A 25,826-nucleotide genomic window follows, 5' to 3' on the forward strand; every position below is an offset into this window, starting at 1 on the left:
GTTGATATTTGGAATTCGACTGCTATGATCCGGCTCGTGTCAAAACGGCAGGATCTCCCATGGCAAACCAATTTCCCACCCAGGCGCGCGTCGTCATCGTCGGCGGCGGTATCATCGGCTGCTCGGTCGCATATCACCTGACGAAGCTCGGCTGGACCGATGTTGTGCTGCTCGAACAGGGGCAACTCAGCGGTGGCACCACCTGGCACGCCGCAGGGCTTGTCGGCCAGTTGCGCAGTCATTCCAACATGACCAGCCTGATCAAATACTCTACGCAGCTCTATGGCGAGCTGGAAGCGGAGACCGGACTCGCCACCGGTTGGAAGAATTGCGGCTCGCTGTCGGTGGCGCGCACCGCCGACCGCATGACGGTGCTGAAGCGCACGGCCGCATCGGCACGCGCCCAGGGGGTCGACATCGATGTGATTTCGCCGAAGGAGGCGGCGGATCTCTGGCCGGTCATGGCGACCGACGATCTGGTCGGCGCCGTCTGGCTGCCGGGCGACGGCAAGGCCAATCCGACCGATCTCACGCAATCGCTCGCCAAGGGTGCGCGCAATCGCGGCGCGAAAATTATCGAGCGGGTCAAGGTCACTGGTATCAGCCAGAGGAATGGTGTCGCCTGCGGTGTCGAGACGGATCGCGGCAACATTGCCGCCGAGATCGTCGTCAATTGCGCCGGCCAGTGGGCGCGCAAGGTCGGGCTGATGTGCGGTGTCTCGGTGCCGCTGCATTCGGCCGAGCACATGTACATCGTTACCGGCAGGATCGAGGGCGTGCACCCGGACCTGCCCGTGATGCGCGACCCCGACGGTTTCATCTATTTCAAGGAAGAGGTCGGCGGCCTGGTCATGGGCGGCTTTGAGCCGCACGCCAAGCCGTGGGGCATGAATGGCATTCCCGAAAATTTCGAGTTCGCGCTGTTGCCGGACGATTGGGATCAGTTCGAAATCCTGATGGAAAACGCGCTGGTCCGCGTGCCGCAATTGGCCGAGGCCGAGGTCAAGAAATTCTACAACGGTCCCGAGAGCTTCACGCCGGACAACAATTTTCTCCTTGGCGAGGCGCCGGAGTTGAAGAATTTCTATGTCGGCGCCGGCTTCAATTCGATGGGCATCGCCAGCGCCGGCGGTGCGGGTAGGGCGCTGGCGGAATGGATCGTCAACGCCGCGCCGACCATGGATCTATGGCCGGTCGATATCAGGCGTTTCGCCCCCTTCAACAACAATCCGCGCTGGCTGCATGACCGTGTCAAGGAAACGCTCGGCCTGCACTACGCCATGCCGTGGCCGAACCGCGAACTGGATACCGCACGGCCGTTCCGCCGGTCGCCGCTCTACGACCGGCTCGCCGCCAGGGGCGCCTGCTTCGGTTCCAAAATGGGCTGGGAGCGCGCCAACTGGTTCGCGGCACCGGGAGAAAAAGCCGAAAACGACTATGCCTTCGGCCGTCAGAACTGGCACGAGGCGGTCAAGCGCGAGATGACGGCGACACGCGAAGCCGTCGCCGTCTTCGACCAGACCTCTTTCGCCAAGCTCCTCGTGCAAGGCCACGATGCCTGCGCCGCGCTCAACTGGATCTGCGCCGGAAATATCGACGTACCGGTCGGTACATCTGTTTATACGGGCGTGCTCAATGCACGTGGCGGCTATGAAAGCGATTTCACCGTGATGCGGCTTGGCGTGGAGAAATTCCTTATCGTCACCGGTTCGGCGCAAGCCATCCACGATGCCGACTGGATCGTCAAAAACATCCCGTCCGACGCGCATGCAATCTTGACCGATGTCACCTCGTCCTACGCGGTACTGGCATTGATGGGGCCGCGCTCGCGCGATCTGCTGGGCAAACTCTCCTCGGCCGATCTCTCCAACGCCGGCTTTCCCTTCGCCACCATCCGCGAGATCGATATCGGCTATGCCACCGCCTATGCCAACCGCATGACCTATGTCGGCGAACTGGGCTGGGAACTGATCGTGCCGACCGAATTCGCCGTCGGTGTCTATGAGGCACTGCATGAGGCTGGCAGCGAGTTTGGCCTGATCGATGCCGGTTACTACGCGCTCGACGCCTTGCGTATCGAAAAGGGTTTTCGCGCCTGGGGTCGTGAACTGACGCCAGATATCAGCCCTTGGCAGGCTGGGCTTGGCTTTGCTGTGGCGATGGACAAGCCGGGTGGCTTTATCGGCCGCGACGCGCTGGTTGAGACGAAGCCATCAGCACCGGCAAGACGCGTCGTGCTGTGCACGCTCGATGATGCCGAGCCGATGCTGTGGGGCGGCGAACTGATCCTGCGCGACGGCAAGCCGGTCGGCGAAGTCCGCTCGGCCGCCTACGGCCACACGCTTGGCCGCTCGGTGGCGCTCGGGCTGATCGAGAACGAGGCGGGCGTCGATGCTGCGTTTCTCACCGGTGGTCGTTTCGAGATCGACCTTGCCGGCGTTCGCCATGCCGCGACAGCACATCTGCGCAGCCCCTACGATCCGAAGTCGGAGCGGGTGAAGGCTGATGTGGTGGAGGTTCGCGCTGCCGCCTAATCCGCCGACATGGACCTTGCCATATCCAGGAACGCCCGCACCAGTTTGCCGCCGCTGCGTTCACGCAGGCAGATCAGCGCTTCGTCCATCAGGGTCTCGGGAGCATCGATGGTGATCGGCACCAGCCGCGAATCCTGGCCGAATTCGGCCGCCGAGACAAAGCCGATGCCGGCGCCCGATGCGACGATCTCGCGGACCGCTTCGCGGCCCTCGGCTTCGATCGCCGGCCTGAGTTCGATTTTCGAGGCGGCTGCGAGATCTTCGAGTTTCTGACGCGTCTTCGAACCGCGCTCGCGCATGACCAGCGATTCCTGCGCGAGTTGCTTGAGGGTGAGCGACTTTTTCGCGGCCAGCGGGTGGTCGACGGATGCAAACGCGATGATCGGCGTCGAGTTGAGTTTCAGCACCTCGAAATCGCGCCCTGTCGGCACCTCGCCCAGCACGCCGATGTCGGCATCGTAGCTGTAGAGGCTGCTGATCACCGTCTCGGTGTTGCCGGCGCGCACCGAAACCTGGACGCCGGGGTAGCGAGCCCGGAAGCTGCCGAGAATGTGAAGCAGATGATGTGCGGCATCGGCGACGATGCGCAGCGTGCCGGAACGCAGGGCGCGGGACTCCGTCAGCAACTCCAGCGCCTGTTGCTCGGTATCGAACATGCGGTGGGTTATTTCGAGCAATTTCTGGCCCGAATGGGTCAGCGTGACCTGCTTCTTGTTGCGGTTGAACAGCAGCACGTCATACTCTTCCTCGAGCTTGCGCACCTGGTCCGAGATCGCCGGCTGGGTCAGGAAGAGCGCCTCGGCGGCACGTGAAAAGCCACCGCAGATGGCCACCTGGTGAAAGGCTCGCAACTGGACGTAGCGCATCTGCCGTGCCTCCGACACTTCTGAAATCGCCGACATCCTATCATAAGGATGGCTTAGGAAAAGATCGAAAGGAACGATTTGACTTATGTTTTGCCGACCCTCAGCCTGAGCATGGTCGACATCCCTGCCGGCCGTTGGCACCGGAGGCGTCGCCATGCAATTTTCCATCATCCTGCTGCATCTGGCGGGTGCGGTCATGCTGCTGCTCTGGGCCGTGCATATGGTGCGTACGGGTGTCGAGCGGGCCTGCGGCCCCGCTTTGCGTGATGCCCTGAGGCAAGCCCGGGGTGCACGGATCAGGTCGGCGGGCGTCGGCACCGTGCTTGCCGTGCTGCTGCAAAGCTCGACCGCAGTCGCGATCCTGGCGGCCGGGTTTGCCGCCAGCGGCATGGTTTCGGTGTCATCAGGGCTGGCGATCCTGCTGGGCGCCGATCTCGGTTCCGCCCTGGTCGTGCAGGTGCTGTCGTTCGATCTCAGCTGGCTGGTGCCGGCGCTGATCCTGGTCGGCGGCGCGATGGTCCTGAAGTTCGAGGTGGCTGGCATCAGGCAGAGCGGGCGAATCCTGATGGGGGTCGCCTTCGTCCTGTTGTCGCTGCATATGATCGGCGAGGCGACCGCTCCGATGCGGCAGAGCAATTTGCTGCCACTGGTGATTTCCTATCTGCGCACGGACTATTTCACCGCCTTTGCCGCAGCTGCCCTGTTCACATGGCTGATCCACTCCAGCGTCGCGGCGATCCTGCTGTTCGTCACGCTTGCCGCGCAAGGCGTCTTGCCGGTCGAGGTCGGCCTGCTCTTCATCCTCGGCGCCAATTGCGGTGGTGCGCTGATTGCGGTGTGGCTGACACGCGGCGATGCCGTCGAGGCGCGCCGTGTCCCGCTTGGCAATCTGATCTTTCGCGGCACGACGGCGCTCGCCGCCTTGTTTGCGCTTCAGGCCGTGACCTTCCCGGCGCATCTGTTCGGCGCAACCGAAGGCCGCCAACTGGTCAACCTGCACCTTGCCTTCAATATGGTGCTGGTCATCTGCTGCTTGCCGTTCACCGGCACGATGGAAAAGCTCGCCACCTTGCTGATCCCCGACAGGCCAGCGGCAAAGGCAGGGGAGGCTGGGGACCTGATGTCACGCCGCACCAGCGCGCTCGACCGCACCGTCATGCGCACACCCGGTCTCGCTCTGGCCAGTGCGACCCGCGAGTTGCTGCGCGTGGGCGAAGTCGTCGAGGTGATGCTGCGCCCGGTGATGGATTTCTTCGACGCCGGCACCGCCGACCAGATACGCCAAGCCCAAAAACTTGATGAGGAGGTCAACCGCGCCCACACCGAGATCAAGCTCTACATTGCCGAAGTCAATCGCGGCAGCATGAGCGCGGCCGAGGCGCAGCGCGGCATAGAACTCACCGACTTCGCCATCAATCTCGAACGCGCCGGCGATATCGTCGCCAAGAACCTGCTCGTGCTCACCCAGGAGCTGCGTGACAAGAACCTGCGCTTTTCACGCGACGGCTGGAGCGAACTGGCCGGGCTTCACAACCGTGTCATGGCCAACATGCAGCTTGCACTCAATGTGCTGGTGTCGAGCGATCTCGAGTCGGCGCGGCAACTCGTCGTCGAGAAGGAGCGGATGCGCAGACTGGAACGCATGAGCCATGACCGTCACCTCAAGCGCCTGCAATCAGGAATGCCGCAGAGCATCGACACCAGCGACATCCACCTGGAGGCGGTGCGGGCGCTGAAGGAGATCAACTCGCTGATGGCCTCGGTCGCCTATCCCTTGCTGACGCAGAGCGGTGATCTGCTCGAAAGCCGGCTGGCGAGAGGGGCAGCGGAAGCGATGGCTCCGGCGCTCGCCTGACGGGCGATATTCTCCGCTGGCGAGTGGCAATCCTTGCCATCGTTAGAATCGATACATCGATACAAAATAACGATTTTACAAATAGATCATTCAGGCCAAGAATAAGGCCACATCGAACGCAGATCGAGCGGAGGACAACATGCTCGCCGAGACGAAATTTGCCGCGGAGCCGCTGGCCAGTCCGGCGCTGGGCGAGCCGTATCTTCTGACCCCAGGGCCGCTTACCACGGCCTATTCGGTCAAGGAGGCGATGTTGCGCGACTGGGGATCGTGGGACGGCGACTTCCGCGCCATGACATCGGATATGCGTCGCCGCCTGCTGGCGCTGACCGGGGACAGGAACGATGAGTTCGACTGCGTGCCGATGCAAGGCAGCGGTTCCTTCTGCGTTGAAGCGATGCTGGGTTCGTTTGTGCCCAGAGATGGCAAGGTTCTGGTGCTGGCCAACGGCGCCTACGGCCTGCGCGCCGCGCAGACCATGCAGTATCTCGGCCGCGCCTACACGCTGATCGACAAGGGCGACTATCTGCCGCCGCGCGGCGACGAGGTGGCGGCGGCCCTCGCGGCCGACCCTGATATCACCCATGTCATCGCCATCCATTGCGAGACCAGCTCCGGCATCCTCAATCCGGTCGCCGAGATTGCGCAAGCCGTCCATGCCAAGGGTCGCAAGCTGCTGGTCGATTCCATGAGCGCGTTCGGCGCCGTAGCGCTCGACGTCAACGATATCCGCTATGAGGCGATGGTCTCGTCCGCCAACAAGTGCATTGAGGGCGTTCCGGGCTTCGGCTTCATCATCGCCCGCAAGAGCGAGCTGGAGGCTGCCAAAGGCAGGAGCCATTCGCTGTCGCTCGATGTCCACGCCCAGTGGGCGCACCTCAACAAAACCGGCCAGTGGCGCTACACGCCGCCGACGCACGTCGTCGCTGCCTTCCTCGAAGCACTGCGCCAGCACGAGGCCGAAGGCGGCGTCGCCGGCCGTGGCGCTCGCTATACGAGGAACCGCGACGTCATGGTGGCCGGCATGCGCGACCTCGGTTTCGAGACACTGCTCGGGGATCGCTGGCTGTCGCCGATCATCGTCACCTTCTTCAACCCGGCCCATGCCAGTTTCGCCTTCGACCGCTTCTACGATCTGATGAAGGACAAGGGCTTCATCATCTATCCGGGCAAGCTGACCGCCGTCGATAGCTTCCGCGTCGGCTGCATCGGCCAGATGGACGAACATGTCATGCGCCGCGTCGTCGAGGCGGCGGCCTTCTCGCTTCATGAAATGGGCGTCGACACCGCCGCCCCACCCGCCGCGGCACTCGCCGAACGCGCCAAACTCCCCGCCTGAAGCGGCCGATCTCGAGGATATCAGATGAACCAGATGTCTCCCATCAACGTCGCGGTCAACGGCCGCACCTACGCCTGGCCGCGTGTGCCGGCCATCGCCATCTGCCTTGACGGCTGCGAGCCTGCCTATCTCGACGAGGCGATCGAGGCCGGGCTGATGCCGGCTCTGGTCAGGATCAAGCAGAAGGGCACGGTGCGTTTTGCGCACTCGGTCATTCCGAGCTTCACCAATCCCAACAATCTGTCGATCGCCACCGGCCGGCCGCCGTCGGTGCACGGCATCTGTGGCAACTATCTCTATGAGCGCGAGACCGGCAAGGAAGTGATGATGAACGACCCGCGCTTCCTGCGCGCGCCGACCATCTTCCAGGCCTTCTATGATGCCGGCGCCAAGGTCGCCGTGGTCACCGCCAAGGACAAGCTGCGTGCTTTGCTTGGCAAGGGCCTTGCCTTCGATGAAGGCCGCGCGCTGTGCTTCTCGGCGGAAAAATCCGACACCACCACCAGGGCCGAGCACGGCATCGACAATGCCTCGAAACATTTTGGGCTGCCCGTGCCGGAGGTCTATTCGGCCGAACTTTCGGAATTCGTCTTTGCCGCCGGTGTGCAGCTGCTGAAGGAGTTCCGTCCCGACATCATGTACCTGACGACCACAGACTATGTGCAGCACAAATACGCGCCGGGCGTGCCGCAGGCCAACGCCTTCTACGAGATGTTCGACAAATACCTGACCGAGCTTGATGCGCTGGGCGCGGCGATCGTCGTCACCGCCGACCATGGCATGAAGCCCAAGCACAAGGCGGACGGTTCGCCCGACGTCGTCTATGTCCAGGACCTTCTCGACGAGTGGCTGGGCAAGGACGCCGCCCGCGTCATCCTGCCGATCACCGACCCCTATGTCGTGCATCACGGCGCGCTCGGCTCGTTTGCCACCGCCTATCTGCCTGATGGCGCAGATCAGGCCGGCATCATGGCCCGGCTGGCGAAGATCGACGGCATCATGCTGGTCGTCGACAGCCCGACGGCGTGCGAGCGCTTTGAGCTGCCGGCAGATCGCATCGGCGACATCGTGCTGATCTCGACCGAGAACAAGACGATCGGCACCTCAGAACATCGCCATGACCTGGCGGCTCTGAACGAACCGCTACGGTCGCATGGTGGGCTGACCGAGCAGGAGGTGCCGTTCATCGTCAATCGTGTGCTGCCGGAATTGCCTGATGAACCTGTGTTGAGAAACTTCGACGCCTTTTACTACGCCACAATGGCGGCGGCACTGGCGGGCTGAGCGCTAGTGTGGACCCCCCACTCCGCCTCGCTACGCTCGGCACCTCTCCCCCGATCGACGGGGGAGAGAAAGGCGCCAGGGTTAGCCGCGGCTTAGCCGGGAAACGTGGGGGCGCCGACTTCGCCTGATTTCCTCTCCCCCGTCGATCGGGGGAGAGGTGGCCCGGAGGGCCGGAGTGGGGGTCGACCCCGCGACGTACCCAAGAATCTGCTGGAGCAGAACCCATGACCAAGCTCGACCCAGCCATCACAGTCCGCCACGAGCCGATGCGCATTGCCGGCAAGAAAGTTGATGCCGACGGCGTCGTCGAGGTGCGCTACCCCTGGAACGACACCGTCATCGGCACCGTGCCGGCCGGGCGTGCCGAGCACGCGCGAAAAGCATTCGAGATCGCCGCCAGCTACAAATCGAAGCTGACGCGCTACGAGCGTCAGCAGATCCTGTTCCGCGCCGCCGAGGCATTGGCGTCGCGCCGCGAAGAAATCTCCGATCTCATCACGCTCGAGCTCGGCATCTCCAAGACGGACTCGCTCTATGAGGTCGGCCGTGCCTATGACGTGTTCACGCTGTCGGCGCAGATGTGCATCCAGGACGACGGCCAGATCTTCTCCTGCGACCTCACCCCGCACGGCAAGGCGCGCAAGATCTTCACCACCCGCGAGCCGTTGAAGGCGATCTCGGCGATCACGCCGTTCAACCACCCGCTCAACATGGTCTCGCACAAGGTGGCGCCGGCGATCGCCACCAACAATTGCGTGGTGGTCAAGCCGACCGAATTGACGCCGATGACGGCGCTTCTCCTGGCCGACATTCTCTATGAAGCCGGTCTGCCGCCCGAAATGCTGTCGGTGGTGACCGGCTGGCCCGCAGACATCGGCAACGAGATGATCACCAACGACAATATCGACCTGATCACTTTCACCGGCGGCGTGCCGGTCGGCAAGATGATCGCCCGCACCGCCGGCTACAAGCGCCAGGTGCTGGAACTCGGCGGCAACGACCCGCTGATCATCCTCAACGATCTCTCCGACGAGGATCTGGCCAGAGCCGCGGATCTGGCCGTCGCCGGCGCGACAAAGAACTCCGGCCAGCGCTGCACCGCGGTCAAGCGCATCCTGGTTCAGGAAAGCGTCGCCGACCGCTTCGTGCCGCTGGTGCTGGAGCGGGCGAAAAAAATCCGCTTCGGCGATCCGATGGACCGCTCGACCGACCTTGGCACCGTCGTGCACGAGAAGGCGGCGGCGCTGTTCGAAGCCCGCGTCCACATGGCCGCCGAGCAGGGCGCCGAAATCCTCTACAATCCGGGTCGTCAGGGCGCGTTGCTGCCGCCGATCGTCGTCGATCGCGTTCCTCACACATCCGAATTGGTGATGGAGGAGACGTTCGGCCCGATCATCCCGATCGTTCGCGCGCCGGACGACGATGATGCGCTGATCGCACTGTCCAACTCGACCGCCTTCGGCCTGTCGTCGGGCGTCTGCACCAACTCTTTTCCGCGCATGCAGAAATACATCGCCGGCCTTCAGGTCGGCACCGTCAACATCTGGGAAGTGCCGGGCTACCGCATCGAGATGTCGCCCTTCGGCGGCATCAAGGATTCGGGCAATGGCTACAAGGAAGGCGTCATCGAGGCGATGAAGAGCTACACCAATGTGAAGACATTTTCGCTGCCCTGGTCCTGACCGGGCGGCATTGACGGATAAACAATGGAGGGAGCGTTCGCCGCTCCCTCATTCGCGTTTCGGAGACCATGATGGCCGCGATCAAAGAGCTTGTGCACACCGAAGGCGATTCCAACACCACAGCGGCTCGCGGCCGATGGGATGCCGGGCATGACGATCCGCGGATCCGCGGCTTGCTCGATCGCGACGCGGCTGCCTTCATGCACCAGAGTCTGTCCAGCCCCTGCCTTTCGACCATCGCGAAGGCGCAAGGCATCTGGATCGAGGACACCGCTGGCCGCCGCTTCATGGATTTCCACGGCAACAGCGTGCATCACCTCGGCTACGGCCATCCAAGGCTGGTCACGGCGATCAAAAAGCAGCTCGATGAGCTCTGCTTTGCGCCGCGCCGCTTTACCTGCGAGCCCGCTGTCGAGCTGGCGGAGAAGCTGGCGGCATTGGCGCCCGGCGATCTCGGCAAGGTGCTGTTCACCACCGGTGGTTCGGATGCCATCGAGGTCGCGCTGAAGATCGCCCGCGCCGCGACCGGCCGCTTCAAGACGGTGTCGTTCTGGGATGCGTTCCACGGGGCCGGCTTCGGCGCTGCAAGCGTCGGCGGCGAGGCGACCTTCCGCTCGCACATATCAGGCCCGATGATGACCGGCACCGAGCACGTCGCACCCTGGGACGGCTATCGCTGTCCCTATGGCCACGATTCCCTCGAAACCTCGGGGCTCGCTTGCGCCAACATGATCGCCTATGTGCTCGGCCGCGAACAGGACGTGGCGGCGGTCGTCGCAGAACCGATGCGGGCGACGCCCAACCCGCCGCCGCCCGGTTTCTGGAAGCGGGTTCGCGAAGCCTGCGACCGGCACGGCACGCTGCTGATCTTCGACGAGATCCCGACCGGGCTGGGCAAGACGGGAAAATTCTTCGCCCACGAGCATGATGATGTGACGCCCGACATCGTCGTCCTCGGCAAGTCGCTCGGCGGCGGCATCCTGCCGATCGCCGCCGTCATCGCGCGCCGCGACCTCGACGTCACCGGTGGCTTCGCGATCGGCCACTACACCCACGAGAAGAACCCGGTGACGACCCGCGCCGCACTGACGACGATCGACATCATCCTGGAGGAAGGATTGGTCGAACGCGCGGCCGAACTTGGCCGGCACATGCTGGAGCGTATGCAGCACCTGATGGCGCGCTCGCCCCATGTCGGCGACGTCAGGGGCAGGGGACTGATGGTCGGCGTCGAGCTCGTCGAGGATCGCGATACGCGCGAGCCGGCGCGCGATCTCGCCGAACGCGTCTTCTATGCTTGCCTGGGGCAGGGGCTGAGCTTCAAGGTCAGCCAGGGCAATGTGCTGACGCTGTCGCCGCCGCTGGTCATTTCGAAAGCTGATCTCGATCGTGCGTTCGACATCCTCGAGACCGCCGTGCTGGCGGCCTGACCATGAAGGCCGTGCGCACCGACCGCGAGCTCGAATGCCCTGAAATCGACGCGGGCTTGCGGGCGAGGGGGGGCGATCTGGTGGTGACTGTCCGCTCGTCCGACCCGCGTTTGCGGGCACAGACAACGGGCGTTTCGTTCGGCTGACCATAACCGTCTCCGTTGCCAATCGTGGGCTTTCGCAAGCGCGGAATCGCGGCCGCAACAGGCATGCGACAGTTCCATGACAACTATCAGGAGAAGTTTGTCTGTCATAAAATAAATAGATTTTACTTATCGATCACCAATCCCCAGAGTTGACCCAACGACGAAATCCACAAGCGCTACAGGGCCGCAATGTCCACCGGCGCGATCGTCACAGTGCATCGCAGAATGTGCCAACAATCAAAGGGGAACTGAGCATGAAATCGCGCAACGCAACTATCGCAATGGCCTTCGCCGCGGCATTGATGTCATCCGCCGCCTTTGCCGAAACCTCCGAACTGACAGTCTATACCGCCATTGAAGCCGAAGATCTCGCCCGCTACGCCGAGACTTTCACAAAGAGCCATCCCGACATCAAACTGAACTTTGTCCGCGACTCCACGGGTGTCGTTACCGCCAAGCTGTTGGCCGAAAAGGACAATCCGCAGGCCGACGTTGTCTGGGGCCTTGCCGCTACATCGCTTCTGGTGCTGAAGACCGAAGGCATGCTTGAGCCCTATGCGCCAAAAGGCGTCGAATTGCTCAAGCCGAAGTTTGTCGACAAGGACACGCCACCGGCCTGGGTTGGCATGGACGCCTGGGCGGCTTCGATCTGCTTCAACACCGTGGAGGGCAAAAAGCTTGGCCTCACCGAGCCGACCAGCTGGAAAGATCTTACCAAGCCGGAATACAAGGGTCACATCGTGATGCCGAACCCGGCCTCGTCCGGCACCGGCTTCCTCGATGTATCGAGCTGGCTGCAGTTGTTCGGCGAGAAGGATGGTTGGGCCTATATGGACGCCCTGCATCAGAATATTGATGCCTACACGCATTCAGGTTCGAAGCCGTGCAAAATGGCCGCCGCCGGTGAAACCGTAATCGGCATCTCGTTCGAGTTCCGCGCCGCGAAATCGAAGAAGGAGGGCGCCCCCCTCGATATCGTCATCCCGTCCGAAGGCATCGGCTGGGACATGGAGGCATCCGCGATCGTTGCGGGAACGAAAAATCTCGAAGCCGCCAAAACGCTGCTCGACTGGTCGATCAGCAAGGAGGCCAACGAGATGTACAATGTAGGTTATGCGGTTCTGGCTATGCCGAATGTCGCCAAGCCGGTCGAATTCCTGCCCGCAGATATCGAGTCCAAGATGATCGATAATGACTTCGAGTGGGCGGCCAACCACCGCAAGGCCATTCTCGACGAGTGGACGAAGCGCTACGACGCCAAGTCTGAGCCCAAGAGCTAGACGCAGAGCATTTCGACAGGGCGCCGTCAGAGCGGCGCCCTTCTCGTAACTCTTCCCGGATGGTCAAAATGAGACACGAACCCGTCGCTGATCTATCGGCAACGCTGGCCGAGGTGCATCCCATGACCGCTGCCGGCAACACGGCTTACCTGCGGATCGAACATCTCTGGAAGGCCTTCGGCGAGTTCCATGCGCTGAAGGACATCTCGCTCGACATCAACGAAGGCGAATTCATCTGCTTTCTCGGCCCTTCGGGTTGCGGCAAGACCACGCTGCTGCGCGCCGTCGCCGGCCTCGACCTGCAGACCAGAGGCGTCGTCCGCCAGGGGGGCAGGGATATCTCAACGCTGCCGCCGTCAAAACGCGACTACGGCATCGTGTTTCAGTCCTACGCGCTGTTTCCCAATCTGACGATCGAAAGGAACATCGCCTTTGGCCTGGAAAACACCAAACGGCCGCGCGCCGAGATCGATGCCCGCGTCAAGGAATTGCTCATGCTGGTCGGCTTGCCCGATCAGGCGAAGAAATACCCAGCGCAGCTTTCCGGCGGGCAGCAGCAGCGCATCGCGCTCGCCCGGGCCATCGCCACCTCGCCCGGCCTGCTTCTGCTCGACGAGCCGCTGTCGGCGCTCGACGCCAAGGTGCGCGTGCACTTGCGCCACGAGATCAAGGGGCTGCAGCGCAAGCTCGGCGTCACCACGATCATGGTTACGCACGACCAGGAAGAAGCATTGTCGTTGGCCGACCGCATTGTCGTTATGAACCATGGCGTCATCGAGCAGGTCGGCAGCCCAACTGAAATCTATCGCCATCCCAGGACGCTGTTCGTCGCCGATTTCATCGGCGAGACCAACAAGTTTGATGCGACGGTAGGAGCAGATTCGGTAGGCTTCGGGACGAAGGCTTTCAGATGCGCGCCGCACAGCTTTGCGAACGGCGAAGCAGTCGTCGCCGCCATTCGGCCGGAAGACGTGATTCCACACGGGCCGGGCTCGCGCTCGCCTGGAGCACCCGATGTGGTGAAGACTTCGGAAAACCTGATCGAAGTGACCGTCGGTGAAATGGAATTCCTGGGTTCGTTCTGGCGCACCCGGCTGCGCGGCGGAGAGCTTGGAGACGAGATTCTGATCGCCGATTTCTCGGTCAACGCCACGCGGCGTCTCGGCCTCGCCGAAGGCGGAGCGCTAACGGTGGAACTGCCCGCCGACCGACTGCTTGTCTTCCCGCAAGGAGAGCGCCATGGCGGCGGCAACTGATATCCTGATGCCGTCCGGTCGGGCGCTCCGACAGTCGCTCGACAAGGACGAGTTGATCAAGCGCGGCCTGCTGGTCGTCATCTCGTTCTATCTGGTCCTGTCGCTGGCAGCCCCGCTCTACGTGATGCTGTCGAAATCGTTCTCGACCTACAGCTTCGATCTTGGCGCGTTCGAATTCCAGGTCAGCGACAAGCTCGGCAATTTCGGCGAGCCAGTGACGGCCGCCGCTCTGAACGAGAAACTCGCCGCGGTCCCGCCAGAAAAGCTTGCGACCAGTTCCGATGGTCGGCTGCCGGCCACCAGCTTCTTTCCGGATTTCAGTTTCCGCAGCCCGGTCAAATACAAGGTCCGCGGCACGACCGATGACGCTTATTTCCTGATCGGCACGCAACTCCACCGCGGCACCGAATGGCAGGAAGTCGACTCGAACACCTTTCGGCGCATTATGCTGAGGCCCGCGCGCGAGCTTGGGTTGGACAACTACACAACCTACTTCTCGACGCCAACGCTGTTCCGCTCGATCCAGAACTCCTTCCTGATCGCGCTGATCAGCACCATCATCACGGTCGGCATAGCCTTCGGCTTCGCCTACGCTTTGAACCGAAGCAAGATGCGCTTCAAGGGCCTATTCAGGCTCATCGCCATGGCTCCCATCCTGGTGCCGTCGCTACTGCCCGGCATCGCCCTCATCTATCTGTTCGGCAACCAGGGCCTGTTGAAAAGCCTGCTTGGCGGCATATCGATCTACGGTCCGTTGGGGATTGTCGTCGGCTCGATATTCTTCACCTTTCCCCATGCTCTGATCATTATCTCGACGGCACTGGCGATCTCCGACCAGCGCCAATATGAAGCCGCCGCTTCGCTGCGCGCCAGCAAGTGGCGGACGTTCTGGGTCGTTACCATTCCGGGCGCGCGCTACGGTTTGATCTCCGCGGCGTTTGTCGTGTTTACGCTCGTCATCACCGATTTCGGCTTGCCGAAGGTCATCGGCGGCCAGTTCAACGTGCTCGCCGTCGATATCTACAAGCAAGTGATTGGTCAGCAGAATTTCGAGATGGGGGCGGTGGTCTCGGTCATCTTGCTGATCCCGGCCATCGCCGCCTTCGTCGTCGACCGCCTGGTCCAGCGCAGGCAGGTTTCGCTCCTGTCGGCCCGCTCGGTGCCTTACGAGGCAAAACCCAATCGCCGCTTCGACCTGGTCTGTCTGGCTTATTGCAGCCTGGTCGCGTTGTTCATCGCCGGCATCATCGGCATTTGCCAGTACGCCGCGCTGGTCAAGTTTTGGCCCTACGACCTCAGTCTCAGCCTGAAGAATTTCGCGTTCGGTCGCATGGATGGCGGGGGCTGGGCTTCTTACTACAACTCGATCACGCTCTCGTTGCTGACCGCTGTGTTTGGAACCGTCATCGTCTTCGTCGGCGCTTACATTGTCGAAAAGACCGAAGGCTTCAGGACCGGACGGGCAGCCTTCCACTTCCTCGCCATGCTGCCGATGGCGGTGCCGGGGCTTGTGCTTGGCCTGGCCTATATTTTCTTCTTCAACAATCCGGCCAATCCGCTGCACGCGATCTACGGCACAATGGCGATCCTGGTCGTCTGCACCGTGACGCACTTTTACACGGTCGGTCATTTGACGGCCCTGACGGCGCTGAAGCAGATCGATCGTGAGTTCGAGCCGGTCGCGGCCTCGCTGAAGCAGCCTTTCTATCGCCTGTTCACGCGGGTGACAGTGCCGATCTGTCTGCCGGCAATCCTTGACATCTCGATCTATCTTTTCGTCAACGCCATGACGACGGTTTCCGCGGTGGTCTTCATCTATACAACACACACGGCGCTCGCCTCGGTTGCAGTGCTCAACATGGACGACGCTGGCGACACCGCGCCTGCTGCTGCCATGGGCATGATGATCTTCTACACCAACGCATTCGCGCGGATCATTCACGTGGCTGTTTCGAAAGGTATCCTTAAAAGAACTCAGGGTTGGCGGGTACGATAATGAAATGCTCTAGGACTTTCCCAAGTCTCAGCCCTGCGTCGGCCTGCGTTCGACGATGTAGATGTGGTCGGCCGCCAGCACCACTTCGCCGCGCTGGTTGATCACCTCGCAGCGTTCGATCACCCGTCCCGACCCCGGCCTCTTCGGGTCGTCTTCCCTGGCCGTAATTGTGGTGCGCGTCCGGATCGTGTCGCCGATGAACACCGGCTTGATGAAGCGCAACCGGTCGTAGCCGTAGGAAAAGGCGACAGGGTTGATGACGGTTGCCGTCAGCCCGATGCCGACCGAGAACACCAGCGTGCCGTGCGCGATGCGCTGGCCGAATGGCGTCGTCTTCATGAACTCGGCGTCCATGTGGTGCGGGAAGAAATCGCCGGTGTGGCCGGCATGGACGATGAAGTCGGTCTCGGTGATGGTGCGGCCGCTGGTCAGGCGCGACGCGCCAATCTCATAGTCTTCGAAATACTGTATCTGTTCCATCAGGGTCTTTCCGCGATCGGCGTCGCCGGTGCCGCACTCGACTGATACGCCGCCTCGACCAGCGCCATCGTGCTCCAGGCATCCTCGACCGGACTGATCAGCATGGCATCTTCTCCGGTGGCAAAACGCTGGACATTGGCCATGCGGCCGACGAAGGCGTCTGGAAACCACTCGCCGGCCAAGGGCACCGCGACCCAGTCCGTTCCACCCTTGGGGTAAATCTCCAGCACATCCGGTTCACCTGTGGGATAATCGAGGTTGAGACCCAGCTTGAGATAGGCGGCACCTTCTGTGCCGCAGATGCGGAACTCGCAGGCCTGGTGCCGGCGGCCGAACTTATGGTCGTGGTTGATCGACAGCGCGCAGCGCACGGTGTCGCCATAGTCGAGAATGGCGCTGGTGCGCGTCTGCGCCACGGCATGGTTGGGATGGCCGAGCGTCTTGGCGTGCACACCCTTGGGGTCGCCGAGCAATTGCCTGATCAGGTCGAGATAGTGGATCGAATGCATGGCGATCTCGACGCGCGGCGCCTTGAGCAGGAATTCCCAAAGCTGCCACGGTGTCGCCAGCGCCAGCCAGGCATCGAAGTCGACGATCTCGCCGAGCCAGCCCTTGCCGACGGCATCCTTGAGCGCCAGCATCATCGGCGCGAAGCGCAATTGGAAGTTCACCGCTGCGTGCAGCTTCCGGGCACGGCAGATCTCGAGGATCGCGGTCGCCTCGGCAAGATTGCTGCCCATCGGCTTCTGGATCAGCGCCACTGCGCCATCAGGCAAGGACTTCAGCACATCGGCATGACGCGACGGCGGCGTGGCAAGGTCGAAGATCGCGCCCTCGACGGCGGCAGCTTCTTCGACCGAGCCAAAGGCCGTCACGCCCCATTGGCTGGCCAGCTTTTCAGCCCTGGCATGATCAGGATCATAAAGCCCAGCTACTGGAAAGCCGGCCTTCCTGTAGGCCGGGAAATGCGCGTCGCCGACGATCGATCCGGCGCCGAAAGTGACGATCGGCCGGGGTTTTGAGGGTTTTGGCCAAGATTGAACGAGCAAGGCAGGGTCGAAACCGCCTTCAATCATGATGGAAGACCTCGTCCATCTCGGCCCACCACTCGCCCTCTTTGCGCGTCGCCAGCGGCTCCTGGCATGGCATGCAGACCGCCCACCATTCCTGCGTCTTCGGATCGGCCGCCATCTTCGCCATGTCGGCCTCGTAGTCGCTGCCGTGGTATTCGAAGGTGCTGAACAGCAGGTTCTCCGGCCGCTTCAGGTAGATCGAGTAGTTCTTGATGTTGCAGGCGGAGATCATGGCCAGCACGTCGGGCCAGACGGCGGCATGGAGGCGGACATACTCCTCGACCTTTTCCGGCTTCAGCCCCAGAACCATCCCCATCATATCAGTCTCCTATTTCGTGATCGCCGTGGTGAATTCGGCGATGCTCATGGCCTTGACCGCGTCCCAGTCCCAATCGATGCCGATGCCCGGCTCGTCGGGCGCCAGCGCCTGGCCATCCTCGATGCGGAGGCGCTTGCCGGTCAACTGGTCGAGCTGCGGAATGTACTCGACATATCGGCCGTTCTGAACAGCGCAGGTCAGGCTGACATGAAGTTCCATCAGGAAATGCGGGCAGACCGGAATGTCGAAGGCCTCCGCCGCGTGCGCGATCTTGAGCCAGGGCGTGATGCCGCCGATGCGGCCGACATCGACCTGCACGATCGAGCAGGCGCCTTTCTGCATGTATTCGCGGAAATGGCGAATGGAGTAGAGCGACTCGCCGATCGCGATCGGCGTCGGCGTCGAGTTCGACAACCTGATATGCCCATCGATATCGTCGGCCGGCAGCGGTTCTTCGATCCAGGCGAGATCGAGCTCACGCAGCCTTGCCGCGCGCCGGATCGCCTCGTCGACCGAGAATCCCTGATTGGCGTCGGTCATGATCTCATAGCCGTCGCCGACCGCGTTGCGCACCGCCGACAGACGGGCAAGATCTTCCGAGCCGTGTGGCCTGCCGATCTTAACCTTCGAGCCGCGAAAGCCCTTGGCCTTGGCGGCCAGTGCGTCATCGACAAGTGCTGCCGTCTCGATGTGCAGCCAGCCGCCTTCGGTCGTGTAAAGCGGGCACCGGTCCTTGGCGCCGCCAGCCAGTTTCCACAACGGCAGGTTCTGCTTCTTTGCCCGTAGGTCCCACAGTGCTGTATCGATGGCCGCGATGGCGATGGCGGTGATGGCGCCGATGGTTGTGGCATGCGTGGCGAATTCGAGATCGTGCCAGATCGCCTCGATCATGTCGGGGTCGCGGCCGATCAGGCGCGGCACCAGATGGTCGGACAACAGCCGCATCACCGACGAGCCGCCGGTGCCGATCGTGTAGCTGTAGCCGGTGCCGACCGCGCCGTCGGAATCGGTGATGGTGACGATCGGCGTTTCCTGGCTGACGAAGCTCTGGATCGCGTCGGTGCGCTTGACCTTGGGCACAAGGTCCACCATCCGAAGGTCGACTTTCTCAATTTTGGTCATGCCGATCAGCTCCGCAATGTCTTTCCGGTCTCGGTGGCAAACAGATGGGCCTGCGACATGTCGAGGCTCATGGCGACGCGCTCGCTCGGCCGCAGTGGCCTCGGGTTCAGCATGCGCGACACCCAGTCCGTACCGTTGAATTCGACGAACACCAGCGTCTCGTTCCCGAGCGGTTCGGTAACGGTGATCGGCAGTTCGATCTGGTGGACGTCTGCCGCGCCACCGGAACTGATGCCATGGCCGGTCGGATAGATGTCGTCCGGCCGTAGCCCGAACACAACCTTGTCGCCGGTCGTGACATTGGCCTTGAACTGAGCGGGCAGCGGCAGCTTTTCGCCGTTGGCGAAAACCATCTGGCCGTCATCGATCGTGGCCTCGTGCAAATTCATCGGCGGCGAGCCGATGAAGCCGGCAACGAAGCGGGTTGCCGGCCGCCGAAAGACCTCGTCGGGCGTGCCGACCTGTTCGATATGGCCGTCGCGCATAATGACGATGCGGTCGGCCAGCGTCATCGCCTCGACCTGGTCGTGGGTGACGTAGATCACCGTCGACTGCACCTTGGCATGCAGCTTCTTGATCTCGGTGCGCATCTGCGTTCGCAATTTGGCGTCGAGATTGGAAAGCGGCTCGTCGAACAGGAAGACGTCTGGATCGCGCACGATGGCGCGGCCCATGGCGACGCGCTGGCGCTGGCCGCCGGACAGTTGTGAGGGGCGGCGATCCAGCAGCGTGTCGAGGCCGAGGATGGCCGAGGCCTCGGCGACGCGGCGCTCCATGTCTTCCTTGGCGGCACCGGCGATCTTCAGAGAGAAGCCGAGATTTTCGCGCACCGTCATGTGCGGATAGAGCGCGTAGGATTGGAACACCATCGAAATGTTGCGCGAGCGTGGCGGCAAATCGTTGACGATGCGCCCGCCGATCTCGATCGAGCCGGCGCTGATCTCTTCCAGCCCGGCGATCATCCGCAGCGTCGTCGACTTGCCGCAGCCGGAGGGGCCGACCAGCGCGATGAACTCGCGGTCGGCGATGTCGAGATCGATGCCGTGCACGATCCCGACAGTGCCGTAGCGCTTGGTCAGCTTGGTGAGGGTAACGGTTGCCATGGTATCAGCCTTTCACCGCGCCGGAGGTCAGGCCGCCGACAAGGTGTTTCTGGACGACGTAGGTGAGGGTGAGCGCCGGGATGATCATCACCACGGCCAGCGCGCACATGCCGCGCCAGTCGATGGTGAACTCGGCCGTGTAATCGAGTAGGCCGACCGGCAGCGTCTTGGCGCTCACCGAACGGGTCAGCTGCGAGGCCAGAGCGAACTCATTCCAGCAGGTCAGGAAGGCGAAGATCGCGGCCGACGCGATGCCCGGCCCGGCAAGCGGGAACTCGACCTGCCAGAACGCCTGCCAGCGCGTGCAGCCATCGATCTGCGCGGCCTCCGCGAGGTCCTTGGGCACTTGACGGAAGAAGCCGTCGATCAGCCAGATCGTGAACGGCACGTTGAGCGCGACATAGGCAAGGATAAGCCCGAAATGGGTGTCGATGATGCCAAGCCGCACATAGAGGAAAAACAGCGGCAGCGAGAGCGCAATGCCCGGCACGGTGCGCGTCAGCATCAGCCCGAGGAAGACGCTCGATTTGCCGCGGAAGCGGTAGCGCGCGAACGCATAGCCGCCGGCCATGCCGATGGCCACTGCAATGACCGTCGAGGTCACCGAGATGATCAACGAGTTGCGGAAATATTCGATCACTGGAATGCCGCCTTTGCCGATACCGCTGAACATGGCGACATAGGCGTCGAACGAAATCTCCTGCGGGATCCAGACCGGCGGCTTGGCCATGATCTCGACCGCCGGCCGCAGCGACGAGAGGACGATCCACAGGCCCGGCAGGCAGATCGTCAGCATCGCCAGGAACAGGCCAATGCGATAGACGATGCCCAGCAGCCGGCGCTTCAGGCGGGCGGAAGAATTCTCGTCCATCTTCACCACTCCGCACCAATCTGCGTGCGCGCCGCGGCGAGCTTGTTGAAGAAGTAGACGGTGAAGGCGATCGACAGCAGGATCGAGAAATAGGCCATGGCGTTGGCCATGCCCATGCGCCCGTCGCTGTAGGCGGTGCGGGCCACCAGGGTCCATAGCAGTTCGGTGCGGCCCGCCGGTCCGCCATCGGTCATGATCTTGACGATGTCGTAGGCGCGCGCCACGTCGAGCGAACGGATAGTCATGGCTATGTAGGCGAAAGGCATGACGAACGGCCACGTCACATAGCGGAATGTCTGCCACGGCGTGCAGCCGTCGACACGCGCCGCCTCGATCGGCTCCTTGGGCATGGCGAGCAGGCCGGCGAGGATCAGGATGGCGAAGATCGCCGTCGACGACCAGATCTCGGCGATCGAAATCGCGATGAAGGCGAGATGGCCCTCGATCAACCACGGTATGGCGTCCTGCGTAATGCCGAGCGACTGCAGCGCATTGTTCACCAGGCCGATATTGTCGTTGAACATGAACTTGAACTGGAAGCCGACGAGGATTGGCGAGAACATCATCGGGAACATCATCAGCGTGCGCAGGATGCGCTGGCCGCGTGTCGCTTTCTCGACCAGCATGGCAAGCCCAAGGCCGAGCAGCATTTCGAGATTGAGCGCGATGGTCAGTAGCAGCACCGTGCGGCCGAACGCCCACCAGAAATCGGTGTTGGACAGGATCGAAAGATAGTTCCGGATGCCGATGAAGACGTAGAACGTTTCGGGCCGCGTCAGGCGGAACGGCGTGAAGCTGGAGTAAAGGGACAACAGCAACGGCACAACGACAACTGCCGCCAGCACGATCATGGCCGGAAGCAGCAGCAGGAATGGCGCGGATGGCTTGAAGCCCTTCATCAGAATCCTTGAGGTGTTTGCATTTGGACGGCGGTGGGTGGGCCGGGTGCGATGGGTTAGCGCAAACCGCTGGCCGCGAAACGCGATCGCCTCCCCCATTACCAATGGGGGAGGCAGCCCTGGGAGCCCGTTTCTAGAGCTTGCCGGCGTCCTGGAGGATTTGCGTCGCCTTGGCGGCCGCATCGTCCAGTGCCTGCTTGGAGGTCTTGTCGCCGAGGATCGCCGCCTGCAACTCGGGATAGACGGCGTTCGAGATCTCGATCCATTCAGGCGTCTGCGGCACGGCAAAGGCGTGCTTGGCCTCTTCCTGGAAGGCGGTAAGAACCTCCTTCTTGTAAGGATCGTTTTCGGCCTGCTTCAAAACCCAGTCCCACACTGCGGTACGGGTCGGCAGCGGCCCGGCGGCGGCCTCGAGCTTCTGGCTGTCTTCGTTGGTCAGCCACCACACCAGGGAAGCCGCGGCCTCCTTGTTGGGGCAGTTCTCGGTCACCGAGAAGCCATGGAAACCGGACCAGCCGGTGCGCTTGCCGGACGAGCCCTTCGGCGCGACCTTGACGCCGACATTGCCGGCGACCTTCGACGACTTCGGGTCGTTGAAGAAACCGGCCCAGCCCGGCCAGTCGAGGTTGATAGCGACGGTGCCGGACGCAAAGCCCTGGCCGAGATCGTCCCAGAGGTAGTTGGTCGTGCCGGCCGGTACGGCCTTGGCCTTGTAGAGGTTAACGAACCAGTCGAGCGCCCGGATGCCGGCGTCGGAATTGAAGACCGGCTTGCCATCCTTGTCGAGATACTCGCCGCCTTCAGCGACAACCATCTCGTAGAAGCGGCCGTTGATCGCCTCTTCTTTGCCGGCGAACTGCGTGCCGTAGAAATTGGGTGGGTTGGCGAAGAACTGGGCTTGGTCGGTCACTTCCTTCCAGGTGTCCGGCGGCACCAGATCATAGCCGTATTTCGCCTTGAACTTGGTCTTGTTGTCGGCGTTCTCGTACAGGCTCTTCTGGTAGTAGAGCGCCGAAACGTCGAACTGCGCACGCGGCAGCATCTCCAGCTTGCCGTCGATGGTTGCGGACGTGATCGTCGACGGCACGAAAGCGTCGATCTCTTCCTTGGGCAGCAATTTGCTGAGGTCGGTGTAAAGGCCCGTATATTGCGGCGCGAAGGACGAATGGTTCCAGCCGACGCACCAGTTGGTGCTGCCGGAGGCGATGTCGGACTTGAGCTCCTTGTCGATGTCGAAGCCGTTCTTCTTGGTCAGGATGTTGGCCTTGGCGCCGGTCGCCTTCTCCCATTCGGGAATGCGCTCGTAGAGCTTTTCATATTGCTGGCCGCCGATCAGCTTCACGTCGACGGTCACGCCTTCGAACTTGCCGGGCAGGTCGCCGGCAAGGGCAGCGCCCGCACCTGACGCGAGCAACAATGCACCGGCGCACACGCCGGACAGCAGTCTGTTCATTGGTATCCTCCCTTGGTGCCGCCTCCGCGGCGACCGCAACTCGTCTGATGACAAGAAGTGCTACATTCATATACAAACAAAACATTCATAGACACGTCAAGGCGAAATTTGTTTCCGCCGCGCACGTTCCTGCGTATATGAAGGGTGAAATTCACTGGAGGATGAGCCCATGGACGACAGCGAAGACGAGCGCTATCGCGCGCCGGCGCTCGACAAGGGGCTCGATATCCTTGAACTGCTGGCGGGCGTCGACGGCGGCCTGACCCAGGCCGAAATCGCCAAGAAACTCGACCGCAGTCCCAACGAATTCTATCGCATGCTCGACCGGCTGGTGCGGCGCGGCTACGTCACGCGCCTCGACGGCGACCGCTATTCGCTAACGCTCAAACTGTTCGGTCTGGCACAGTTGCACGCGCCGGTACGGCGGCTGGTCTCCTATGCGACGCCGCTGATGCGTGAACTTGCCGAGACATCGCAGCAGGCCAACCAACTCGTTGTTTTTGATCGAGGTTCTGCCGTCGTCATCGGCCAGCAAGAAGCACCGAACTACTGGGGCATATCGATCCGGGTCGGCTCCCATATCAGTTTGTTCGACACCGGATCGGGACATGTGCTGCTCGCCTTCCGCTCACCGGAAGAGCGCCAGATGATGATTTCCGAACACGTCCGCAGCACCGACAAGACGGCGCAATCGACCGAGTTCTTCACCCGTCTCGACCAGATACGCGACCGTGGCTACGAGATGATGGCCTCGATGCAGACAGCCGGCGTCTTCAACCTGTCCGCCCCGGTGCGCAGTTCCGACGGCAAGGCAATCGCCGCACTGTCGATTCCCTACATCACGGTGGTCAACGCGCCTTCCGCGCCCGACATCACCAGGACGATCGAACTGTTGCTGGCGACGTGTGAAAAGCTGTCGCACCTCGCTGGATCAGCAGTCGGCTCATCGGCATGAATTCTTATTTGAATGAAGAATTCCCCCGTGAGATGATTTAAAAAGCCAGAGGGAGGAGCCTCACCATGATCATCGATACCCATCTTCACCTGATCGATCGCTCGGCCCTGCGCTATCCCTGGCTCGCCGGCGTGCCGGCGCTCAACCGCGATTTCTCTTATGAAGACTACGCGACGGAGGCGCAGCGTGTCGGCGTCGGGCGTGTGCTGCATATGGAGGTCGATGTCGATGCGGCCGACATCGAAGCCGAGACCGCTCGTGTGGAAGGACTGTCACGGCAGTCCGGCAGCATGCTGGCCGGGGTGATCGCGTCCTGCCGCCCTGAGGAAGGGGACTTCGCGGCCTATGTCGAACGGCAGCGGGCAAACCCGTTCGTAAAAGGCTTTCGCCGCGTCCTCCATGTCGTGCCCGACGATCTCTCGGAAGGTGCGGTGTTTCGCGACAGCATAAAGCGGCTTGGCGGCACCGGCCTGACCTTCGATCTCGTCGTGCTGCCGCACCAGATCCCCAAGGCGATCGCGCTGGCCGATCTGGCACCCGATGTGACGTTCATCCTCGACCATTGCGGCGTCCCCGACATCAAAGGCAAGAGCGAACATCCATGGCGCGAGCATATGAGCGACATCGCCCGGCGCCCGAATGTCATGGCCAAGATTTCCGGTGTCGTCGCCTATGCCGATGCCGGCAGCTGGACGGTTGAGACGTTGCGGCCGTACGTCGAGCATACCATCAATTCATTCGGCTGGGACCGCGTCGTCTGGGGCAGCGACTGGCCGGTCTGCACGCTAGGCGGCGGCCTGTCGACCTGGGTGGCGGCGACCCATGCATTGCTCTCGGGCTGCAGCATTGCCGAGCGCGACAGGCTGTTGTCCGGCAATGCCCGCAAGCTGTGGCGGCTCGACTGACTGGTCCTTTCAGATGGTTGTCGAGACGTGCCGTTCGCGGCCATAGAGCGAAACCAGCAGCACGATGACGAAGCCGAGCGCGGCCTGCACCGCTGCGGGCTGGAAGCCGAGGCCGATCAGCAGCGTGTTGATCTCGGTCAGCACCAGCACGCCGGCGATCGTGCCGAGATAGCTTCCCCGGCCGCCGACAAGTGCTGCGCCTCCTACGACGACCGCCGCGATGGTCTGGAACAGATAGGGCTGGCCGACATCGCCATAGGCCGAACCGGTGAAGCCGAGCAGCAGCACCCCTGCCACAGCGGCGAAGAAGGCGCTTGCGGCATAGGTGATGACCCACATGCGAACCGGGTCAATCAGCGCCAGTGGCGCCGCGCCCGGATTGCTGCCCAGCGCGTAGAGCCGGCGGCCATAGGGCGTTCGCTCCAGCACCAGCACGACGAGTGCGGCCAGCACGACCAGGCTCGGCACCAGCCACGGCACCGGCAGCGGTCCGGCCGATCCGCCGATCGACACGAAGCTGGAAACCGCTTGCGGCGCGGAGCCCGACGGGAAGCCGGCTGTCCACAGCAGCACCAGCCCTTGCACGACCATGCCGATGCCGAGCGTGACGATCAGCGGCTGGATGTCGAGGCTGCGCGAGATCAGCCCGTTCAGCCCGCCGATGACGAGCGCCAGCACGCCGACAAGGCCGCAGACCAGGACAAAATTCCAGCCATCGCCATAGAGCTGCGCCGCCACGACATTGGCAAAGCCGATGACGAAGGGGATTGAAAGGTCGATGCCGCCCATGATGACGACCAGCGTCTGGCCGATCGAGGCGACGGCAAGCAGCGAGGCGAGCACCAGCATGGCGCGTATGGCAAACGGCGCGGAGTAGCCAGGAATGAGGACCGTGCCGGCGAGATGCAGAAGGGCGGCGACGCAGAAGGCGCCAACGACGCGGGCGTTGGTTGTCGCGAACAGGTTTCGCCCGGTCAT

At 62.5% G+C, this 25,826-nt stretch carries 21 protein-coding genes; 11 read left to right on the plus strand and 10 right to left on the minus strand.

The window, feature by feature from the left end; translation table 11 throughout:
* Positions 1-59 precede the first annotated feature (59 nt).
* Positions 60-2,534: a GcvT family protein gene (locus AC0L24_RS00905; protein ID WP_127811143.1), complete on the plus strand. Its 2,475-nt coding sequence runs from the start codon at positions 60-62 to the stop codon at positions 2,532-2,534.
* On the opposite strand, the gene AC0L24_RS00910 is transcribed toward AC0L24_RS00905, so the two are convergent.
* The gene (locus tag AC0L24_RS00910) at positions 2,531-3,400 is read right to left on the minus strand and encodes a LysR substrate-binding domain-containing protein (protein ID WP_013533042.1); all 870 of its coding nucleotides are present in this window, start codon (positions 3,398-3,400) and stop codon (positions 2,531-2,533) included. The two genes, AC0L24_RS00905 and AC0L24_RS00910, sit on opposite strands and share 4 nt — an antisense overlap.
* A 154-nt stretch (positions 3,401-3,554) precedes the next feature.
* Here AC0L24_RS00910 and AC0L24_RS00915 point away from each other — a divergent pair, with 154 nt between their 5' ends.
* The 8 genes from AC0L24_RS00915 to AC0L24_RS00950 all read left to right on the plus strand — a co-directional run bounded on the left by AC0L24_RS00915 (position 3,555) and on the right by AC0L24_RS00950 (position 15,668).
* The gene (locus AC0L24_RS00915; protein WP_127397263.1) at positions 3,555-5,255 is read left to right on the plus strand and encodes a Na/Pi cotransporter family protein; all 1,701 of its coding nucleotides are present in this window, start codon (positions 3,555-3,557) and stop codon (positions 5,253-5,255) included.
* A 139-nt stretch (positions 5,256-5,394) separates the two neighbouring features.
* Positions 5,395-6,594 carry a 2-aminoethylphosphonate--pyruvate transaminase gene (locus AC0L24_RS00920; protein ID WP_127811142.1) on the plus strand — a complete coding sequence of 400 codons (1,200 nt, stop codon included), beginning with the start codon at positions 5,395-5,397 and terminating at the stop codon, positions 6,592-6,594.
* Between the two features lie 24 nt (positions 6,595-6,618).
* A complete protein-coding gene (phnA, locus tag AC0L24_RS00925) occupies positions 6,619-7,878 on the plus strand; it encodes a phosphonoacetate hydrolase (RefSeq protein WP_127266988.1) in 1,260 nt (419 codons plus the stop codon).
* A 224-nt stretch (positions 7,879-8,102) separates the two neighbouring features.
* Entirely contained in the window at positions 8,103-9,560 is a 1,458-nt protein-coding gene (phnY, locus tag AC0L24_RS00930) for a phosphonoacetaldehyde dehydrogenase (protein ID WP_127811141.1), read from the plus strand.
* 71 nt (positions 9,561-9,631) lie between these two features.
* Positions 9,632-10,990, plus strand: a complete 1,359-nt coding sequence (gene pbfA, locus AC0L24_RS00935; RefSeq protein WP_127811140.1) for a (R)-1-hydroxy-2-aminoethylphosphonate ammonia-lyase — start codon at positions 9,632-9,634, stop codon at positions 10,988-10,990.
* A 400-nt stretch (positions 10,991-11,390) separates the two neighbouring features.
* A complete protein-coding gene (locus tag AC0L24_RS00940) occupies positions 11,391-12,416 on the plus strand; it encodes a putative 2-aminoethylphosphonate ABC transporter substrate-binding protein (RefSeq protein ID WP_127381958.1) in 1,026 nt (341 codons plus the stop codon).
* A gap of 122 nt (positions 12,417-12,538) precedes the next feature.
* Entirely contained in the window at positions 12,539-13,672 is a 1,134-nt protein-coding gene (locus AC0L24_RS00945; RefSeq protein WP_127270136.1) for a putative 2-aminoethylphosphonate ABC transporter ATP-binding protein, read from the plus strand.
* Positions 13,656-15,668 (plus strand): putative 2-aminoethylphosphonate ABC transporter permease subunit, encoded by a 2,013-nt coding sequence (locus tag AC0L24_RS00950; protein WP_127811139.1) that lies wholly within the window; start codon positions 13,656-13,658, stop codon positions 15,666-15,668. Before AC0L24_RS00945 ends, AC0L24_RS00950 begins: the two co-directional genes overlap by 17 nt.
* A 27-nt stretch (positions 15,669-15,695) precedes the next feature.
* Here the strand turns inward: AC0L24_RS00950 and AC0L24_RS00955 are convergent, their stop codons facing one another.
* From AC0L24_RS00955 to AC0L24_RS00990, 8 genes are all read right to left on the minus strand, one after another.
* Positions 15,696-16,151, minus strand: a complete 456-nt coding sequence (locus AC0L24_RS00955; RefSeq protein WP_164781743.1) for a MaoC/PaaZ C-terminal domain-containing protein — start codon at positions 16,149-16,151, stop codon at positions 15,696-15,698.
* On the minus strand, positions 16,148-17,221 hold the full coding sequence (locus AC0L24_RS00960; RefSeq protein ID WP_174800367.1) for a Gfo/Idh/MocA family protein: 1,074 nt from the start codon (positions 17,219-17,221) through the stop codon (positions 16,148-16,150). Before AC0L24_RS00960 ends, AC0L24_RS00955 begins: the two co-directional genes overlap by 4 nt.
* On the minus strand, positions 17,217-17,537 hold the full coding sequence (locus tag AC0L24_RS00965; protein ID WP_127811431.1) for an L-rhamnose mutarotase: 321 nt from the start codon (positions 17,535-17,537) through the stop codon (positions 17,217-17,219). The genes AC0L24_RS00960 and AC0L24_RS00965 overlap by 5 nt, the downstream gene beginning before the upstream one ends.
* Positions 17,538-17,549: 12 nt before the next feature.
* Entirely contained in the window at positions 17,550-18,662 is a 1,113-nt protein-coding gene (locus AC0L24_RS00970; RefSeq protein ID WP_128363008.1) for a mandelate racemase/muconate lactonizing enzyme family protein, read from the minus strand.
* A gap of 5 nt (positions 18,663-18,667) precedes the next feature.
* Complete coding sequence (locus AC0L24_RS00975; protein ID WP_127811136.1) at positions 18,668-19,765, minus strand: ABC transporter ATP-binding protein; 1,098 nt, start codon at positions 19,763-19,765, stop codon at positions 18,668-18,670.
* A gap of 4 nt (positions 19,766-19,769) precedes the next feature.
* Positions 19,770-20,636: a carbohydrate ABC transporter permease gene (locus AC0L24_RS00980; protein WP_127267476.1), complete on the minus strand. Its 867-nt coding sequence runs from the start codon at positions 20,634-20,636 to the stop codon at positions 19,770-19,772.
* Positions 20,637-20,638: 2 nt separating this feature from the next.
* Positions 20,639-21,535 (minus strand): carbohydrate ABC transporter permease, encoded by an 897-nt coding sequence (locus AC0L24_RS00985; RefSeq protein ID WP_023808865.1) that lies wholly within the window; start codon positions 21,533-21,535, stop codon positions 20,639-20,641.
* A gap of 133 nt (positions 21,536-21,668) precedes the next feature.
* Positions 21,669-22,988 (minus strand): ABC transporter substrate-binding protein, encoded by a 1,320-nt coding sequence (locus AC0L24_RS00990; RefSeq protein ID WP_127811135.1) that lies wholly within the window; start codon positions 22,986-22,988, stop codon positions 21,669-21,671.
* Positions 22,989-23,157: 169 nt separating this feature from the next.
* Between AC0L24_RS00990 and AC0L24_RS00995 the strand changes: the two genes are divergently transcribed.
* On the plus strand, positions 23,158-23,943 hold the full coding sequence (locus AC0L24_RS00995; protein ID WP_127267478.1) for an IclR family transcriptional regulator: 786 nt from the start codon (positions 23,158-23,160) through the stop codon (positions 23,941-23,943).
* A 65-nt stretch (positions 23,944-24,008) separates the two neighbouring features.
* On the plus strand, positions 24,009-24,848 hold the full coding sequence (locus AC0L24_RS01000; protein ID WP_127811134.1) for an amidohydrolase family protein: 840 nt from the start codon (positions 24,009-24,011) through the stop codon (positions 24,846-24,848).
* Between the two features lie 9 nt (positions 24,849-24,857).
* On the opposite strand, the gene AC0L24_RS01005 is transcribed toward AC0L24_RS01000, so the two are convergent.
* Positions 24,858-25,826, minus strand: a complete 969-nt coding sequence (locus AC0L24_RS01005) for an ABC transporter permease (protein ID WP_127811133.1) — start codon at positions 25,824-25,826, stop codon at positions 24,858-24,860.

Source organism: Mesorhizobium sp. WSM4809, assembly GCF_055811655.1.